The organism is Pseudoalteromonas sp. US3C1004, assembly GCF_048401065.1.
GTDB lineage: Bacteria > Pseudomonadota > Gammaproteobacteria > Enterobacterales > Alteromonadaceae > Pseudoalteromonas > Pseudoalteromonas undina.
This window is the reverse complement of sequence record NZ_CP183074.1, coordinates 328121-345781: the sequence shown is the minus strand read 5'-3', so window position 1 is coordinate 345781 and position 17661 is coordinate 328121. Positions and strand designations below refer to the sequence as shown.

13 protein-coding genes are annotated in these 17661 nt (G+C 39.8%); 5 read left to right on the top strand and 8 right to left on the bottom strand.

The features are described from left to right. The first annotated feature begins 180 nt into the window (after positions 1-180). A complete protein-coding gene (locus ACNSN3_RS16915; protein WP_418609784.1) occupies positions 181-2295 on the top strand; it encodes an ATP-binding protein in 2115 nt (704 codons plus the stop codon). 19 nt (positions 2296-2314) lie between these two features. Further along, positions 2315-3850 (top strand): HD domain-containing phosphohydrolase, encoded by a 1536-nt coding sequence (locus ACNSN3_RS16910; protein WP_418609782.1) that lies wholly within the window; start codon positions 2315-2317, stop codon positions 3848-3850. Between the two features lie 49 nt (positions 3851-3899). On the opposite strand, the gene ACNSN3_RS16905 is transcribed toward ACNSN3_RS16910, so the two are convergent. The 3 genes from ACNSN3_RS16905 to ACNSN3_RS16895 form a co-directional block, all read right to left on the bottom strand. Continuing rightward, entirely contained in the window at positions 3900-4517 is a 618-nt protein-coding gene (locus ACNSN3_RS16905; protein WP_138569830.1) for a glutathione S-transferase family protein, read from the bottom strand. 48 nt (positions 4518-4565) lie between these two features. Continuing rightward, positions 4566-5594, bottom strand: coding sequence for an NADP-dependent oxidoreductase (locus ACNSN3_RS16900; protein WP_418609780.1), 1029 nt, complete (start codon positions 5592-5594; stop codon positions 4566-4568). Between the two features lie 160 nt (positions 5595-5754). Next, positions 5755-6261, bottom strand: a complete 507-nt coding sequence (locus ACNSN3_RS16895) for a GNAT family N-acetyltransferase (protein WP_055011550.1) — start codon at positions 6259-6261, stop codon at positions 5755-5757. Between the two features lie 152 nt (positions 6262-6413). On the opposite strand from ACNSN3_RS16895, the gene ACNSN3_RS16890 reads away from it, so the two are divergent. Further along, positions 6414-7619 (top strand): anhydro-N-acetylmuramic acid kinase, encoded by a 1206-nt coding sequence (locus ACNSN3_RS16890; RefSeq protein ID WP_418609778.1) that lies wholly within the window; start codon positions 6414-6416, stop codon positions 7617-7619. A 36-nt stretch (positions 7620-7655) separates the two neighbouring features. Here the strand turns inward: ACNSN3_RS16890 and ACNSN3_RS16885 are convergent, their stop codons facing one another. Further along, complete coding sequence (locus tag ACNSN3_RS16885; RefSeq protein ID WP_109875084.1) at positions 7656-8141, bottom strand: hypothetical protein; 486 nt, start codon at positions 8139-8141, stop codon at positions 7656-7658. Positions 8142-8547: 406 nt separating this feature from the next. Here ACNSN3_RS16885 and ACNSN3_RS16880 point away from each other — a divergent pair, with 406 nt between their 5' ends. Further along, positions 8548-10803, top strand: coding sequence for an EAL domain-containing protein (locus tag ACNSN3_RS16880; RefSeq protein ID WP_418609775.1), 2256 nt, complete (start codon positions 8548-8550; stop codon positions 10801-10803). Here ACNSN3_RS16880 and ACNSN3_RS16875 read toward each other — a convergent pair. The 4 genes from ACNSN3_RS16875 to ACNSN3_RS16860 are packed head-to-tail and all read right to left on the bottom strand — an operon-like array spanning position 10796 to position 16595. Beyond that, positions 10796-11794, bottom strand: coding sequence for an L-threonylcarbamoyladenylate synthase (locus tag ACNSN3_RS16875; RefSeq protein WP_418609773.1), 999 nt, complete (start codon positions 11792-11794; stop codon positions 10796-10798). The two genes, ACNSN3_RS16880 and ACNSN3_RS16875, sit on opposite strands and share 8 nt — an antisense overlap. Before the next feature lie 8 nt (positions 11795-11802). Then, positions 11803-12600 carry a DUF6671 family protein gene (locus ACNSN3_RS16870; RefSeq protein WP_418609772.1) on the bottom strand — a complete coding sequence of 266 codons (798 nt, stop codon included), beginning with the start codon at positions 12598-12600 and terminating at the stop codon, positions 11803-11805. Positions 12601-12612: 12 nt separating this feature from the next. Continuing rightward, positions 12613-15030, bottom strand: coding sequence for a YbcC family protein (locus ACNSN3_RS16865; protein WP_418609770.1), 2418 nt, complete (start codon positions 15028-15030; stop codon positions 12613-12615). Continuing rightward, the gene (locus tag ACNSN3_RS16860; protein WP_248527137.1) at positions 15027-16595 is read right to left on the bottom strand and encodes an NADH-quinone oxidoreductase subunit L; all 1569 of its coding nucleotides are present in this window, start codon (positions 16593-16595) and stop codon (positions 15027-15029) included. The genes ACNSN3_RS16865 and ACNSN3_RS16860 overlap by 4 nt, the downstream gene beginning before the upstream one ends. Before the next feature lie 96 nt (positions 16596-16691). On the opposite strand from ACNSN3_RS16860, the gene ACNSN3_RS16855 reads away from it, so the two are divergent. Continuing rightward, entirely contained in the window at positions 16692-17570 is an 879-nt protein-coding gene (locus ACNSN3_RS16855; protein ID WP_418609768.1) for a LysR family transcriptional regulator, read from the top strand. Positions 17571-17661 lie beyond the last annotated feature (91 nt).

Here is a 17661-nt window from a genome sequence, read left to right as displayed (position 1 = left end):
TTTGTCTTTAAACCATACCCTATTTAACAATCTTATCTACTAGGCAGCTGGTATTTTAATACCCTGCTTTCACATTTATTTCTACACAATTCATTTGCCTAGAAAGTTTTTATAGTCTAATTTTTAAGCTTACTACTTCAAATCCTCAGGACATTGACTTGCTTGTTTAAGCCTAAAATTATGCGACTAACACTCATACATTCTTTGCAAGGAAAAATGCTGCTGTATTTGGCATTGCCCGTTATGCTCATCATCGCGGGTATTTTGAGTTACTGGTATTCAACCAGCCTTAATCAGGCTGTTATGCAAGCAAAGCTTAACTTGAGTCAGACCGCCGATACTATTTCTGCAAAAGTAAATGAAGAGACGCAATTGGCAGTACGCACTACCGAAATTATGGCCTTAGCACAGCAAAATGGGTTGTTTGGTGATAGAGAGGCAAGTATTAATTTTGTTCGTGCAGTGCTTAAAATGAATCCTTCATTCGTGGGGGCTTCTTTTGGTTATGAGCCTAATGCCGATAATCAAGATCAAGCCTATATTAATGCTCCGTCATTAAAAGAAGGCGTTTATGTAAATCAAACCGGTCGTTTTTTACCTTATTGGCACCGTGACTTTAATGATTCTGAACGCTTGTTACTTGAGCCCTTGGTGGACATGGAATCTAGTCTTTATTATGAGGGAGTACGCCAACAGTTTTTACGTGATGGCAATACAGAGACGATGATCACTGAGCCCTATGTTTACGAGGGAAGAATGCTGGTTGAACAAAGTTCGCCCATTATCATTAATGATAAATTTGTCGGTATGGCAAGCGTAGATAGAGCGCTCGCTGACATCACTGAATTCTTGCAAACCATAAAGCAGCAATTAAAAATAGATGTTTTGTTACTCAGTCAGCGCGACAACGTGATTGCAACGACATTAAATCATTCAGGATTAAAAACGAAGGCCATTTTAGATACAGATTACGCAAGTATAGCCAAACAGCTAAAGTTACAGGGGCAAGAAAGAGAGATACTATCTGCGAACGATCCTTTTGATTCCGGGGTCTTCTATTTTGATAAAGCCAAGGTTGCCACTGGTAATTGGACAGTGATAGTGCGCCGCTCTGAAGCCGATATTATTGGGCCTATTCAAGCGCAATTTAAACCATTACTGGCAGCGGCTTTTGCAAGTGTATTACTGATTTTTTTACTCTTTTGGTATTTTATTAACCGAACAACTAAGCGTATTAATATTGCTATTAAATCTGTTGAACAGTTAGCTAATGGCGATTTATCCATTCATGTTCAAAAATATATGACTCAAAATGATGAGCTTGGCACTATGTTTAGAAGTTTTGAGCGTTTAATTAAAGCCAGTAAAGATATTGATCAGGTTTGCTCTGCGATTGCAGCAGGTGATTTTTCTAAAACAGTTTCAAAGCGCGGTCCTTATGATCGTTTAAGTGATTCTATTAATTTAATGTCGAGTAAACGCCACGAGGCAGAGCAGGCTCTAGTTGAGCAAACCATAGAGCTTCGTCGCACTCAGCAAGAGCTTGTTGAAGCAGAAAAAATGTCGTCACTTGGAAGTTTAGTTAGTGGTGTAGCCCATGAGGTGAATACGCCGTTAGGTGTTTGCGTAACTGCGACGTCGCATTTAAGAGAGATGCTGATTGAAACTAAAAACAAGGTGGCTTCTGGCTCCTTGAGTAAAACGCAGTTTAGTGAGTTTATTAGTGAAGTTGATTTAAGTTGTGACATTTTACTAAAAAATATGCAGCGCGCCGCAGGTTTAATAAGCAGTTTTAAACGTGTTGCGGTTGATCAAACAACCGAAGAATTACGTAATTTATATATAAGTAGTTATTTAAATGAGGTGCAAAAAAGCCTTTACCATACCCTCAAAGCAACACCCGTTGACATTACTATTAGTGCGAAAGAGCCTGAGCCTGAAGTGTATTCTGATCCTGGTGCTTTAGCACAAATCTTCACTAATTTAGTAATGAATTCAATTATTCATGGTTTTAAAAATGGCAGCCAAAAAGGGCAAATAAGTGTTCATATAGACTACTCAGATTCTGTTTTCATTCATTATCAAGATAACGGAAGAGGCATGACTGAAGAGGCAGAGAAAAAAGTATTTGATCCTTTTTACACCACAAATAGAGCAGGTGGTGGCAGTGGTTTAGGAATGAACATTGTCTACAACCTTGTTGTACATCGGCTAAAGGGGCAAATTTTTATAAAGGAAAAACAATCAACGGGAGTTTATTTTTTTATTCAATTCCCCTTAACGCTACCGAATTAATAACTAGTAGAGTGTGTTTATGGATTGGTTACAAGATGATGAAGTTGTAAAACAAGCGGTCGACAGCAAGCATGTTGAACCATGGAAAATCTTAGTGGTTGATGATGATGAATCTGTACATCAAGTAACTCAACTTGCAATGAAGCGCTTTGAATTTGAGCAACGACCTATTGAATTACATAGTGTCTACAGTGCGGCAGAGGCCAGAGAGAAACTACAAAGCTCAGAGCGCTATGCATTAATTTTATTAGATGTAGTAATGGAAACTGAGCATGCAGGATTAGATTTTGCACGATTTGTTCGCCAAGACTTACAAAATGTATATAGCCGAATTATTTTACGCACAGGTCAGCCAGGGGTTGCGCCAGAGCGCAGTGTTATTCGCGATTATGATATTGATGGTTATAAAGCGAAGAGCCAACTGCAAAGCCAAGATCTTGAATTGATTTTTTATACCTCTTTGCGCGCCTATCGCGATATTTGTATACTACAAAACCATCGGCACAACTTAAAAAGGCTAATAATAGCAATTTCTACTATTACCCAAATTGGTGACTTGGTTGAGTTTACCTCTGTTGTAATGGAAGAGCTAAAACTAGTACTGAATATGAGCTCCGCCAATTTGTATATTGATGCGCCTAAGGTCTTTGGTATTTGTCAGTTAGATGAAAAGCTGCAGATGATTGAGGGAGAGCTTTCTGGCATACATTTATTCACGGGCAATGGAATTGACAGTATTCCACAAAAACATCAAGAGTATTTTTTAAGGGCAAAGCAAACTAAGCAGAATTTTATAGCAGAAGATCATTATGTTTATTTTCATCATTCGCAAAAAGGTTTAGATTCCATCTTAGCGTTTCAGTCGCTGCAGCCGGTAAAAAAAGAAGCTCAACAGCTAGTAGATTTATTTTTGGGTAATGTAGTACTGACCTTTGAAAGCCTCTTATTAGCTAATTCAATTGAAGAAACCCAGCAACTGGCTATTTCACTGATGGGAGGAGCGATGGAGTCACGCTCCAAAGAAACAGGCTCACATGTAATCAGGGTTGGTTTATATGCAAAACTATTAGCGCAGCTAAATAATCAAAATCAATCATACTGCGATAAAATTAGTTTAGCAGCACAGTTACACGATGTAGGAAAGGTGGGAGTTCCAGATTTAATTTTAAATAAGCCAGCTAAATTGGATGCTGATGAATGGGAAATTATGAAACAGCACACCACCAAAGGCTGGGAAATCCTCAAAGGAACAGCTAACCCTGTAATTGATATGGCTGCTAACATTGCAATTGATCATCACGAACGTTGGGATGGAGCTGGTTATCCACACGCAAAAAAACAGCAAGAGATCAGTTTAGAGGGGCGAATTACTGCGATTGCTGATGTATTTGATGCGTTATGTTGTCGTCGTTGTTATAAAGAGCCTTGGAGCATGGATGAAGCAAAGGCGGAAATAATTAAAGGCGCAGGTAATCATTTCGATCCGACGTTGGTTGAATTATTTGAATTGAATTTTAATGCGTTTAAACAAATTTATTTAGACAGGCCTGAGTAACGAGATTGTCGCTCTGATTGCGTTAGCCACAATCAAAGCGAGCATAAAATTAATCGTATTTAGCTTCAAGCTCGTTGGCAGTATGAAACTTTTCGTGAGATTGTAATTGCTCATCGTATTTAACTAGGTTTTTAAAGTGCCCTAGTTGGCCAGCGTTTTTAACGATTTCAACAATAAACGACATCATAAAATCGGCACCAGTGAGAGTATCGCCCACTAAATAACGTTTGCCTTCAAGGCGGCTGTTAAAGTAGCTAATTACTTTAGCGGTTTCAGCATCGGCATAGCCCTCTAAAAATTGCGTTTTAGCACCATCTTTCTGGACAAACATTTTTAGCAATAATGGTAAAATTGCAGAGCTTTCTGCAAAGTGAAGCCATTGTTGATAGTCTACAAATTCTGCAGTACCTGTGACTGGTGCAAACTTACCTTTGCCATATTTAGTGATCAGGTAATCTGTGATAGCGCCAGACTCGGCGATCACTAAGCCATCATCTTCTATAACTGGCGATTTGCCCAGCGGATGCACATTTTTAAGCTCATCAGGGGCTAAAAAAGTTTCAGTATTGCGCTGATAAGCAACAATTTCGTAATCAACCTCAAGCTCTTCTAATAACCAAATAATACGTTTAGAACGAGACTTGTTTAAGTGGTGTAGTTTAATCATTTTCTTCCTTATTGAGCTGTGTTGAATTACAACACAGCCTGAATGTTATTATAGTGGGCTGTTAATCTTTACTACGGTTTTACCAAAGTTCTTCCCGCTGATCATGTCGTTAAATGCGCTGATGGTTTTTTCGAAACCATCTACAAGATGTTCGCGGTATTGAACTTTTCCGTCTTGTAGCCACGTTTGCATGTCTTGTGCAAATTCGTCATAACGATCGCCATAGTCATCAAAAATTATAAAGCCCTGCATTTTAATACGCTTAGTTAACAATTGTCCCATTAGCATACCTAATCTATCTGGGCCTTCAGGCAAGCTGGTGGCATTATATTGCGATACCAAACCACAGATAGGCACGCGTGCTGAGGTATTAAGCAAAGGTAATACGGCATCAAACACTTTTCCGCCCACATTTTCATAATAAACATCAATGCCTTGCTCACATGCTTTTTCTAACTGCTCGGCAAAGTCATCCGCTTTATGGTCAATACAGGCATCAAAGCCTAGATTTTCAACAGCATGAGCACATTTTTCGCTGCCTCCGGCAACTCCTACTACTTTACAGCCTTTAATTTTAGCTACTTGACCAACCGTTGCGCCTACTGGGCCTGTAGCTGCTGCAACAACAACGGTTTCACCCGCTTTAGGTGCGCCAATATCTAGTAATCCCATGTAGGCGGTAAAGCCAGGCATACCCATAATACCAAGTGCGTAAGACGGATTAGTTGGCTCTTTACCTAATGACATTAAGCCCTCGCCATTTGAGATAGCGTAAGTTTGCCAGCCTGTATATGCTAATACCCATTCGCCTTCGCTAAACGTATCATTTTTAGATGATTCGACTTGGCAAACCGTTGCACCAACCATTACATCACCAATTTCTACAGGGTCGGCATACGATTTAGCATCGCTCATGCGGCCACGCATATAAGGGTCTAGTGATAAATAAATAGTACGCAGCAATACTTCACCATCTTTTAATGATGGTAACTCTACGTTTTTAAGTTCAAAGTTTTCATTAGTAGGTGCGCCATGTGGGCGTGATGCTAAAGTAAATTGACGACTGGTTGTGGACATAAAAATCTCCATGATAGAGTGAAAAAACGACCTATATACCGAATGTTTAAGCTTTAAAACTATACATTGCTCAACAATAATGCGCGGATAGGTAGAAAAGATTTGTACCTTGATACACGAGCTTTGGGCGAGAGGTGGTTAATTCAACCGTCGAAAGAATTTAATTAGAACAATTACTCTGTTTTAGCACACTAAATACATGGCTATCTAAATAGTGACCATTTTTATAAATTGCTTTCTTTAAAATAGCTTCGTTATTAAAGCCATTTTTAAGCAACGCGCTCATTGAGCCAACATTACCAGCAAATACAGCCGCATGAATACGGTTTAAGTTAGTACTTTCAAACACTTCTTTAGTAATCAACTCTATGGCTTGGGTAATAATACCTTGCCCCCAATATTGCTGACTAAGCCAATAACCTATTTCGCCACTGCGGCTATACTCAAACTCACCAGGGATAACACCAATACAACCAACACATAGGCCATCAACTTCAATAGCTTTAATGATGCCACATTTTGCTCCTTCGTTTACCCACCAGTTTGCATCTGCTTGAGTATAAGGAAATGGAATTTTAGAGGACAAATAGCGAGCTACTTGTTGATCGTTCAAAATGGTGACTATTTGGCAGGTATCGTGTTGTTTAAATGCTCGTAAAGTGATCATGCTACAAATGAGTTTGTTATTATCAGCCAATAACTTAGCAAGCTTTAAACGCTTAAACAATGAAAAACAATTCATTAAAATTAAAGTGTATACAGGTATAACTTTGCTTAAAACTCTTTTAAAATGTAAAAAAACACCCAGACAGAGTCTCTATGCATCCTCATATCGAAGCCCTTTATAATAGCGCTAAAAAGCCCAGCCGTTTAATTATTGGATTAATGAGTGGCACCTCTTTGGATGGTTTAGATGTAGCGCTATGTAAAATAACCGGTTCAGGTTTGCATACACAAATAGAGGTGTTAAATTTTACTACGGTTGAGTATAACGACGAATATAAAACTAAAATAAAGCAGGTATTTGCTAAGCGCGAATGCGATTTAGAAGTGCTGACTTTATTACATCCTTGGGTGGGGAAACTCCATGGTGCTATGGTTAATCAGTGTTTAATTGCATGGGGTATTGATCCTGCGAGTATTGATGCCATAGCAAGCCACGGGCAAACTATTTATCACTGTCCGCAGTCGCAGCATAACCATCATGACTTTAAGCATGGCACCTTACAAATAGGTGATAGTGACCAAATAGCCGTTACTACAGGCATTACCACTGTTGGCGATTTTAGGCAAAAGCATATTGCCGCTGGTGGAGAAGGTGCGCCGTTAGCTGTGTATGGCGATTATTTATTTTTTGCCAGCCCTGATGAAAACCGCATTTTATTAAACATGGGTGGCATTGCTAATTTAACGTTTTTACCTAAAAGCGGTGATGCTAGTAGCGTGTTTAGTAGTGACATAGGCCCAGGTAACACCATTATGGATGCCTACGTACAGTATTACTTTAAAGGAATGCATTATGATGAGGGCGCAAAGCTTGCCAAAGCAGGCAAGGTGAATGTAAAGCTGCTTAAAGCACTCAGTGATAACGCGTTTTTTAAATTACCACTACCAAAAACAACAGGGCCAGAGGTGTTTAATTTAGCCTTATTACGCGCAGCCCAAGCCCAAACCGCAACCCAAGATTTAAGCCATGAAGATGTGTTGGCGACTTTAAATGCGCTTTCTGCGACTACAATTGCTAGGGCGTTAAATGACTGTGCTAAAGGGGTTCAAAACTGTGTGGTATATGCCAGTGGTGGAGGTATTCATAATCCATTATTGATGGAGCAATTACTAATACACTGCCCAAATATTAAGGCGTTTAAGAATACTGATGATTTGGGTGTTCACCCTGATGCCAAAGAGGCGGTGCTGTTTGCTATTTTGGCAAACGAATGTTTAGCAGGGCAGCGACAAAGTGCTAAAAATAAAAGAGGTGGAATTTTAGATATTACTATGGGTAAAGTGAGCTTTGCTGATTAACTAATTAAAGCTTAATGGTAAAATTTATAACAAGAGCTAAAAAAGTGAGATTAAAGCTGTTCCCATACTGGCGAGGTACTGACGAACGCGGTGCGGCTTTGGTGGGGTAATCGAAGTTACTGGTATAGTATATCCACTACCAAATTGGTTAATATGCATATCGAACTGCAAACTATTCTTTAACGTGCCGTGTTTACCGTGCAAAATCATTTGCATTACAAAACCACGACTATGCGCTATTTGGTTCAACCTAAGCGTGACCCGTCCCTGTTCTAAATCAAATTGATTGAGCTTTTTTTCTGTGTAGTACTGAGCTGCTCGTGCATTTGGTAAAGTTGCGCTCAGCGAAATAATATCACCTTCATGGGCCGCTTCAGGCAAAACGCATTGCAAAGCAATTTGATGCTGGCTATTAGCATGCAATGACAGCGTTTCAAATTCCATGCTGTGGCTTAATGCCGCAGACATTGGATCTTCAAATGACGGTAGTGCAAAGGTTAATTGCACCGTAGATTCGCTCATGAGGGTCTTATAAAGCTTTGTTGACTAATAATGCAGCTATTATCGCTGATGATTATTGCAAAATTATGACTAAATCAATATTAAAATTTAAGAAAAGATCTATAACTGTCGCTTTGTAAAGGGATGAGATGAGTGACATCACGTTACTCAAATCATCGTTTAACTTAAACCTCTCTATACTGCAAACAAACTCAATTATTTTGTATTAACTCGAGCTTAATGCTATTCATAAGTACTAGTTTATTTATTTTTGTTGTTAACCATAGGTTTTTATTTTGTGCTTTTTAGGCCTTGTTGTTCTATTATTGCAACAAAATAGTTTGAAAAAGATTGAGTAAGTTATAAGCTAAATTCAAAGAGTTCAAATAAATAACCAAGGTGGTTGTGGTGGAGTTATGAGAATTAGATGGCACTGATAAAAAAAAATTTATGGACACTTTTTTGTTTTTTACTCTTTGGCGGCTTAACTTTATTAAGTTTACTGTTAGTTTATGAGTGGAAAAGTTTAAAAAAAGAATATCGAACTCACTCTCAAAATAATGTGGCGCTTTCTGCTCAGTCGCTTAACAGCTCGTTAAGAAATAAAGAGCTCATGCTTGATTTGATTGGGCGAGATATTCTTTTAGAAAACAATTCAAATAAAAAAATATCGACAATTAAAGTACTTAACAATATTTTGCTTAAAAACCTCGTTTCATCGGGGTTTGTGTTATATGACACTCAAGGTCAGATACGTTACTTGAGTTCAAATTTAGACCCCTCAGCTTTTGTAAATCTTAAAAAAAGCGAAAGAACACAAGAAAACTTTGCTCATACCTTAAAATCTAACAAAATGATGTTAGGTAGAACTTATTTTAATGAAACACTCCAAGAGTGGATAATTCCTATTCGAAAAGCACTAAGAGACGAAAATGCAGAGGTTATTGCAGTAATGACGTCGGGAATGGCTATTTCAAAAGGTGAAAAATATTTAAATATTTTACGCAGCACTCAAGATGATTATTTACTAATTATTAGAGAGTTAGATGGCTACATTCAATATAGCTCAGACAAAAACGCAGATATTGCTAGTTATACACAGACAAAAGCTGAGCAATCTTTTGGTTTGTTAGATGCTGAATTAGTAAAACAGCTTGGTAAAACAAAGCAAGCACTTAAATATTCTGAAGAGGTGTTTAGCTTTTACACTGATATTCAAGGCAAAGCATATATAACCTCTGCAAAATTTGATAATCGTTACCAACTATGGATTTTATCGCAAGTTGCCATAGCACCAATAAAGCAGCAGTTTTATAAAACAGTAATTGTTTACTGTTTGGTTTATCTACTTATTTCGATAGTTTTGTTTTTAGGATTTAGACTTATCAATAAGGCAGAACAAAAGCGTCTTATGGAGTTGTTTTATCTCTCTCGGCATGACGATCTAACTAAGCTTCCTAATCGCAAAGCATTACGTGAGCACTTTGAAGCTCAAAAAAATACACCATTTAGTTTAGCGATTATTAATATTACTAATTTAAGTTACATGAATAACCGTTTTGGTATGGAGTACGGTGATAAAGCTATCAAAGCGTTTGCACACTCATTAGAGGCTAAATTTAAAGCGCCATTCCTGGTGTTTAGGAACAGTGGTAATGAGTTTTGTATTATTTCTCCCTCTAAAGAGAGCGAAAACAGACCGCATTTTTTTGAAAGTAAATTAAACTTAGCATTGCGTTATTATGAAACAAATAATAATGAACGACCGATAAATATTTGTGTGGGAGTTTCCAATTATCCGGATCATGGAAATACAAAAGCTAAACTAGTACGCTGTGCACATTTGGCGAATCAGTGGGCAAAAGATACAGGAAACTGGCTGTGTTATTATCAATCAGATATTGAAATTGCTTATTTACGGCGTGTAAAAATAGAAGAGCGACTTGCTATTGCTTTAACTGAAAAAACATTATTTATGGCCTATCAATGTCAGGTTAACGAGCAAGGTAAAATTCTTGCGATGGAAGCGCTAGTTCGCTGGAAAGACGATGAGTTAGGTATGGTATCGCCTGCCGAGTTTATTGCTATTGCGGAACAAAGTGATTTAATATTTAAAATCGGTGACTTTGTTTTAGCGAGTTCTATTAGTGAATTTGCAAAGATGCAACAACACAGCGATACCCCTCTTGAATTAGCAATCAACATTTCAGTGATGCAATTTCAAAGCAGTGCTTTCATTACAACATTATTGCAAAGCATAGAAACCCATAATGTTGCCCCGCAAAGTATAATCTTAGAAATTACAGAGTCACTGTTTATGGATAACCTTGAGCATGTGATTGATACGATAAATAGCTTAAAATCTAGAGGGATACGCTTCTCGATGGATGATTTTGGTACAGGTTATTCATCACTGAGTTTATTAAGGCGCTTACCCATAGATGAACTGAAAATAGATAAAAGCTTTGTAGATGATATTTTAATAGACCCTAAGTCTAACAGTATGGTGCAAAGTATTATCGCCATTGCCAACAGCCATAACTTAAGTGTTATCGCTGAAGGCGTGGAAGAGCAGGCACAATTTGATATGTTAGTGGATATTGGCTGTAAACGTTTTCAGGGGTATTACTTTTACAAACCTGTGAATGCGACCTCTGTAATTGAATACCTGCAAGCTAACTAGTAGCCGCGCGACTAAGTCGGTCATTCACTGCAGCCCACTCACTGCCTACTGGCGGTTTTTCGATATAAATATTCAATGGTGTTTTCTCATCAATAAGATGCAGTGCTTTATACATATTTTTAGCGTATTCAATAGGGCAACTACTTAGCTTAGTAATACGTTCGGATGGAATGTCGTTCGCTAATAATTGCTGTTGCACTTGAGTCGAATAGATTAAATAGTGACTTTTACCCTGAGAGTTTTCACTCAAAATTTTAGCGAAATCTTCAGTATTAGCCAACATGGCAGGGGCATTAGGCTGATAATGCGCTTTTACATTACCCGGTACCACTTCGTTATGTGAATGTGGCGTGCTGACATGCAGTCCAGTTTTTTGCAAAATATCAGCTGCTGAAATTGGTCCTGGGCGTAATATGCGTAACTGCTGTGAGCTTGCATCTACAATGGTCGATTCAATACCTACATTACATTCACCTCCTTGTAATACCGCACTAATTCGACCATTCAAATCGCGCATTACATGAGCTGCACTGATTGGGCTCAATTGCTTATAGCGATTAGCCGAGGGAGCTGCAAGACCGGTGTTTAATTGCTTTAATACCGCTAAAAACTCAGGGTGCGCAGGCACGCGAAGCCCAATGGTGGGCAAGCCGCCTGTTACCGGACTGTTTAAATCATCTTTAGCATTTAAAATTAGGGTGAGTGGGCCGGGCCAAAATGCTTCAGCAAGCGTGATGGCCGCCTTATTTACATTTTTTGCCCAGTGGTGCACATGCGACTGATTGGGAATATGCACAATGAGCGGATGATTTGTTGGGCGTCCTTTCGCGATAAATATTTTTGCTACGGCATCACTGTTAGTCGCATCTGCAGCTAGACCATAAACAGTTTCTGTGGGTAAAGCGACGCATTCGCCGGCTTTTAATAATGCAACGGCTTGGTTAATACGCTCTTCAGTATTTAATAATTGAGTGGGTTGTAATGATGTCATAATAACTCTTAAGGATTACAAAACTGGCAATATGTTGCATCAGCCACGTGTTTTTCATTCGCTTCAATATGGTTGTAGCCGCAGCAATCACACAAAGAGGTTGTTGATTTTACTTGTTGTGTGGGCATGTTACACAGCTCACAGAGCAAGCCTTTAGTGAGTTGTTTGGCAACAAAGTTAGCACGCTGGCATTGTGGACATTTTGATGCCAACCGCCTTGCTAAGTCCTCGGCAGCAAGACAAATAATAGCTTGGCGTTGCCCACTATACATAGCTCTTAAATCAGGCGTGATTATGCCGGCTTTGGGCGCTTTCTCTTTAAATAAAGCAACCAAGCCTTCAAAGCTTAGCCCTTTATAAAGTGTTTGAGTGTCATCAAGTATCCAGTGTTGCTCTTTATAACGCTGGCATGCAGCAATAATTGATTCAACATTAGTCTCGCTGTTGATGGTTAAGCTGCTGGGTGAAAAAGGCCCGCCTGCATGTCCATAAATAGCGATGTCTGTGTGTTTATCGTAAAAACAGATTACTTCTTCGTCCCAGTTCATTAACCCAGGGTATGGTCCACCTCCAAAGCTGCCTTCACTACCAAGCCCAAATTGCTCGCCAGTGAGTTCACATGCGCGTTGAGCTTTTGTTAATGCCGCTATTTGGGCGCTGCAATCACGCTGCACTTCATTAGTAAACATCCCTAGCGTGTCGGTATCAAATAGACTTGTTGTTACCACATTATAGCCAAGTGGCTTTAATGCAGGGGCGATCAGAGGTGCTTTTTTATGTTTAGTGGCTATGACGGCATTTAACATTGATCATGCTCGCTATTTAGAGGGGGGAATTGTAGTGAAGTGCCCATTTTCAAAGCGCTCTAGGGTGTTGTCATCGCCCCAACGAATGAGTGTTAGCCAGTGGTTATCAATTAGTTCCTTCACCATCGTATGCTTGTTATAAATTGCTGCGATTGCTGATTGTGGCGCAGCAATATATACATTAAGGCGAATAGGTTCGTGCATCCATTTATCGCCATTGTGTAGCGATTGCATGGCTAAGCCTATGCGCAGGTCGCCACCGTTACCTTCAAATAAGCCAATATTACCGCCCACCGCATTGTGAAGTATTTTATTACCACTGCCGTATTTGTGATTATCGTTAACCGAGGCATTATATTGGCTATTGATCCAATGGGTGACTATCATAGGCGCAGTCATAATAAGCTCTAATATCGCAAAGTCGCCATCGCTTTCCCAATCATAATCGTGTAAAAAACAGCGCCCCTGTAAGTTAATACTTCGCGTCCATGAGCGCGGCGTGACAATAAAGGCGGCATTATTTGCAAGCCCCCATTCAGGGCGCACCTGCGACCAATCGCGGGCGCGTTGATGATAAGCGTGATTAATTTCATCCGCTGATTTATCAACCAGCTTTGGCTCTATATTAACTAAGCGCTCGCGCTGAGCTGTTTGTGTTGCCACACTGAGCCATTTTTTTAGATTATCATCCAATTGAGCATCATAGGTGGTTATCACATCTGTGGTTGTATTATGAATGGCTGCAATAAACTGGGTGTTTTCTGACAGTGTGAGTCCCCGAGTTTTAAGCGCTTGACGTACTTGAACATCGTTAAGTAGGCTTGCGAGCACTCGTACATTTACTTCACCACTTTGCCCGCCACAGGCGCCGCAATCTAGGCCTGCGCTGTGTAAGTTATTGGTTGTATGGCTAGCATGACCCACTAACATTACCTGTGGTGCCAACGCTTTTATACCTAAAGTAGTAAGCACTTTTTGGGCTAAATCGGTTTTGTCTTTTAGGGTCAGTTGCTGCTGGTTTTGTGTTAATTGCCAGTCAGTCGGAGTGCACTTTTTAGCATCGCCTTGAGATAAAAAGGTATTTTTTATTAATTTAAATGCGTATAGCCAACCTGCTGACTCAACCATAGAAAACGATGAAGGGGCCGATTTTGACCAGCTTTGCCATGTGGCACTATTTTGGCGTGATGCTTCAAGTGTCGTGTCTTTGTGAGCTTGCGTGGCATGTATAGCCGGTTTAAGTAGCCCAGGGAGCTGTGGGCGAGTAATAGCACTGCCATTCTCTTGATATTCCAGCGGTAAACCAAAAAAACCGGCAAAGCCAAACGTTTCAATATGTTGACTTTGAGACTCTAGCGCACGGCGAATCACTTCCGAGCGAACATCAATACAAAACACTGCTTGTAATTGAGCGTTTGTCACGGGGGCTTTTGTCGCGGTTTGCAGAGCCTCATTAAGCGGATATTGAAAGCTGAGTTCCATTGCTTTTGCCCACACCCATAATGGCTTTTGTGCTAATTTATGTGCATGTAAGCGCTCAACAACAAGCGCCTTTTCTTGTTGCCACTGGCTTTGCAGTTGTTTAAATGTAGCACTATCGTGATCGGTCAGGTATTGCCAAATTACTAAGTCCCATGCCATGCGCATGGCTAGAAGTTGCTTCATCTCATCTGTTGGGGTGTCGTAAAGCTGACCTTGAAAACGTAAATACGCAAGCCACGATGCCCAACCGTTAATATCTAAGAGCAATGAGTGCGCGTATAACTCTAACGAGTCATTATCTATGTTAAGCGTTTTAAGAGTCAGTGCAATTAGTTCATCAGCGGATGTGGGTAATTGCTTAAAATAGCCATTTAAATGCCGTTCATCCATAACAATGCTAATGCCTTTATCAGCTTGAATAACAGTAAGCCAATGGCGATATAATTCAGATGGGGCTTGAGTATCATTACGATGCAGCATAGGGCCGAGTTGTTGATAATGTGCAGCACAAAACTGACTCAACTGATGAGTAATTTCATCATGCCAAGCCATTTTATGCTTATTACGTTGTTGGTCGAGTAAATCAGCAATGTTGTGCCAGTCTACTAATGGCACATCAACTCTAAGCGATTGTAATAGTTGATCTTTATTAAAGTCACTATTAAGTAGCGTTGCGGCATCGGCTAAGTGTTTGTCGGTAATTATGCCGGTGTTATATTTTTGCAGATAAAAATCTTTAGGCATTAGCATGTTGGCATTACATAAGGTATCCAGTCGTGCGCTTACATCTTCAATTGGCATATGGCGCATTTCCCAAAATGGGTTAACTGCAATCATCTGATCTAACGGCCAGTTTGGTGCTATGTAACCGCATACTTTATTAAGTAGGCTATTTTGACTGTCGCTTAGCGAGAGTGCTCTATTATCTGAAGGCGTTAGAGTGCTCATTTTGATTCCTCAATAGTGATCCCAGCGGCATGATTTTTTAAATCAGTGTGGCCATTATTAGGCAAATTTATCGGCCATATTTTTAGTGTTAATCGTGTAAACCACTCATCCAAATACAAGCCTGCAAATAATAAAGTGGATAATGACTTAACCTGAGGTCGCCAAGACTGATAGCGCAAACAGTAGCTTGCTATCATTAAGGTTAAAATAAGAGCTATTACCCAACTGTCGGCTAGGCTAAATGCAGGTTCGCGCCACTGCTCAAGGGGAAGTGCAAACGCAAAGATATTTTTAGCGGCCACATAGCTAAAGACCACTAATAGTGCAATTAACAGTTTTTTACTGCGTGTTTTAGCCGTAGCCGTACCATGCTGATTAGCAAGCAAAATGGTTAATGCTGAGGCTAAAAGCAACCAAATACTTACCGCTCCCTGATAAGAGCTAATAACCCATGCTGCGCCAACTATTATTATTGAAATTAACGCACCTGTTAACCAAGCAAAGCATGTGGGTGATTGTTTTGGAATATGGCGGCGGATAAGATCTTCATTTACGCCATTACCTGAGTTTAAAAATGCGAAAGCTTTATAAGTCGAATGGGTAACAAGGTGAAGCAGAGCCAGTTCAAATAATCCCAGCGCACACTCTACCAGCATCAACCCCATTTGCGCACTGGTAGACCAAGCAAGCCGAACTTTAACGCTTATTCGGGTGGTCATTATTAATGCGCTGATCACTGTAGTTAAGCCAGCAACAATTAAAATTAACCATTGTGCTGCGCTAGCTTGAATAAACAAAGGCGCAAATAAAATTAATAAAAAGCCTCCTAAATTAATGACTCCGGCATGTAATAAAGCGCTCACCGGTGTGGGTACTTCAACCACTTTAATTAGCCAGCCGTGTATTGGGAGTTGAGCGCATTTTATTAAAGCCGCAAAGGCAATTAAAAAAGCAGCGACTTGCTCTGCAAAAGACAGTGGTAGCGTGGTGGTGTTATAAAAGGCGGTTATATCAGTTATGTACAGACTATTGTGAATGAACCACAAAATACCAAATGCAATCAGTAATAAGGATTCGGCAACACGTGCCACAATAAATTTTTTATGGGCGGCGAGCACCGCTCGAGGGCGCTCAGGGTAAAACATTAATAGTTTATGTAGTGCTAAACTTATCGCCACCCAGCCTAGCCAAAATAGCGCTAAGTGGTTGCTCATAACCACAACTAATACGGCAGTGATGGTAAGTAATAGCCATCGCCAAAAGTAGTTTACACGTGGCTCACCTTGCATATAGTGCTTACAAAAGCGAATCAATATCAGCGTGATAAATAATATAAGCCCCAGCATAATAATTCGGGTCATGGTCAGCGATAAGAAACTGAGTAAATCAAAAGCATAAATTTGATGAAGCGTAATAGCTGTTATAAATGCAATGCTATTAAACACCATTACTTTAAACAGCACATGACCATTTGAAGCGCGCGATTGTTGGCCAATTAACCAGGCTGCTATAAATGTGCTCAAAGGCATTATTAGCAGTAACAACGAAATAATATACTCACTCATTCAGTGCTCCTTATTTAGTGATCAAAGTATGGCAAACTAGATAACTAAATAAAAATAGATATAATGCATGTAAACGTTCTATAAAAGAGAACAATAATGAGCCGTTTAAATTATCATCATTTATATTATTTTTGGTCGGTTGCTCGTATTGGTAACTTAACCCAAGCGGCGAAAGAGCTGCATTTGTCGCAGTCAGCGCTCTCTACGCAAATAAAACAATTAGAACACACCATTAATATTGAGTTATTTGAACGTAAAGGCCGCACACTCGCATTAACCGATATGGGAAAGCGGGTGCAAATGTACGCCAACGATATATTCACCAAAGGGGAAGAACTGTCTTCTTTTATTCACAAAGGGCTGATTTCCCAAACCCAGCATTTATCAATCGGGGTGCTTAATACGCTCTCGCGTAACTTTATCGAAGAGTTTATAAATCCCTTAATGAGCAATGACGAAGTGCGCTTTTCGCTGACTGCAGGGCGTATGGATGGGCTGTTAAATGGCTTGGCCGAACACGAACTGGATTTAGTTTTAACTAATAAACCCATCGGGCTTGAGCACTACGATCAGCTTTGGCAAAGTCAGTTGGTATCTCGCCAGCCATTAGCCATAGTGGGTCCAGCTGATAAAAAAATACGTGGCCAATTTCCAGCAGGTTACACGGATGCACAGTGGGTGTTACCCGCTAAAACCTCAGCTATTAGAGACTCATTTAATGCTTTGTGTGCTCGTTGGCAGTATCAGCCAAAAATAAAAGCAGAGGCTGATGATATGGCTATGCTGCGATTACTTGCCCGTGATAGTGGTGCGTTATCGGTATTGCCATCAGTTGTAGTAAAGGATGAAATTGAACAAGGCCTACTGGTTGAATATCAGCGTTTACCCGATGCTTTCGAACACTTCTATGCCATTACCGCGCAGCGAAAATTTGTACCAGACATATTAAAGTCGCTGCTTGCCAAAACCTGCTAATTACTTTTAAAAAATGTTTTTGCGTTAATACTTTATATTTGAATAATAAAAAAATAATTAAAGCTTTTAATTCGTTGGCCGATACCGTACT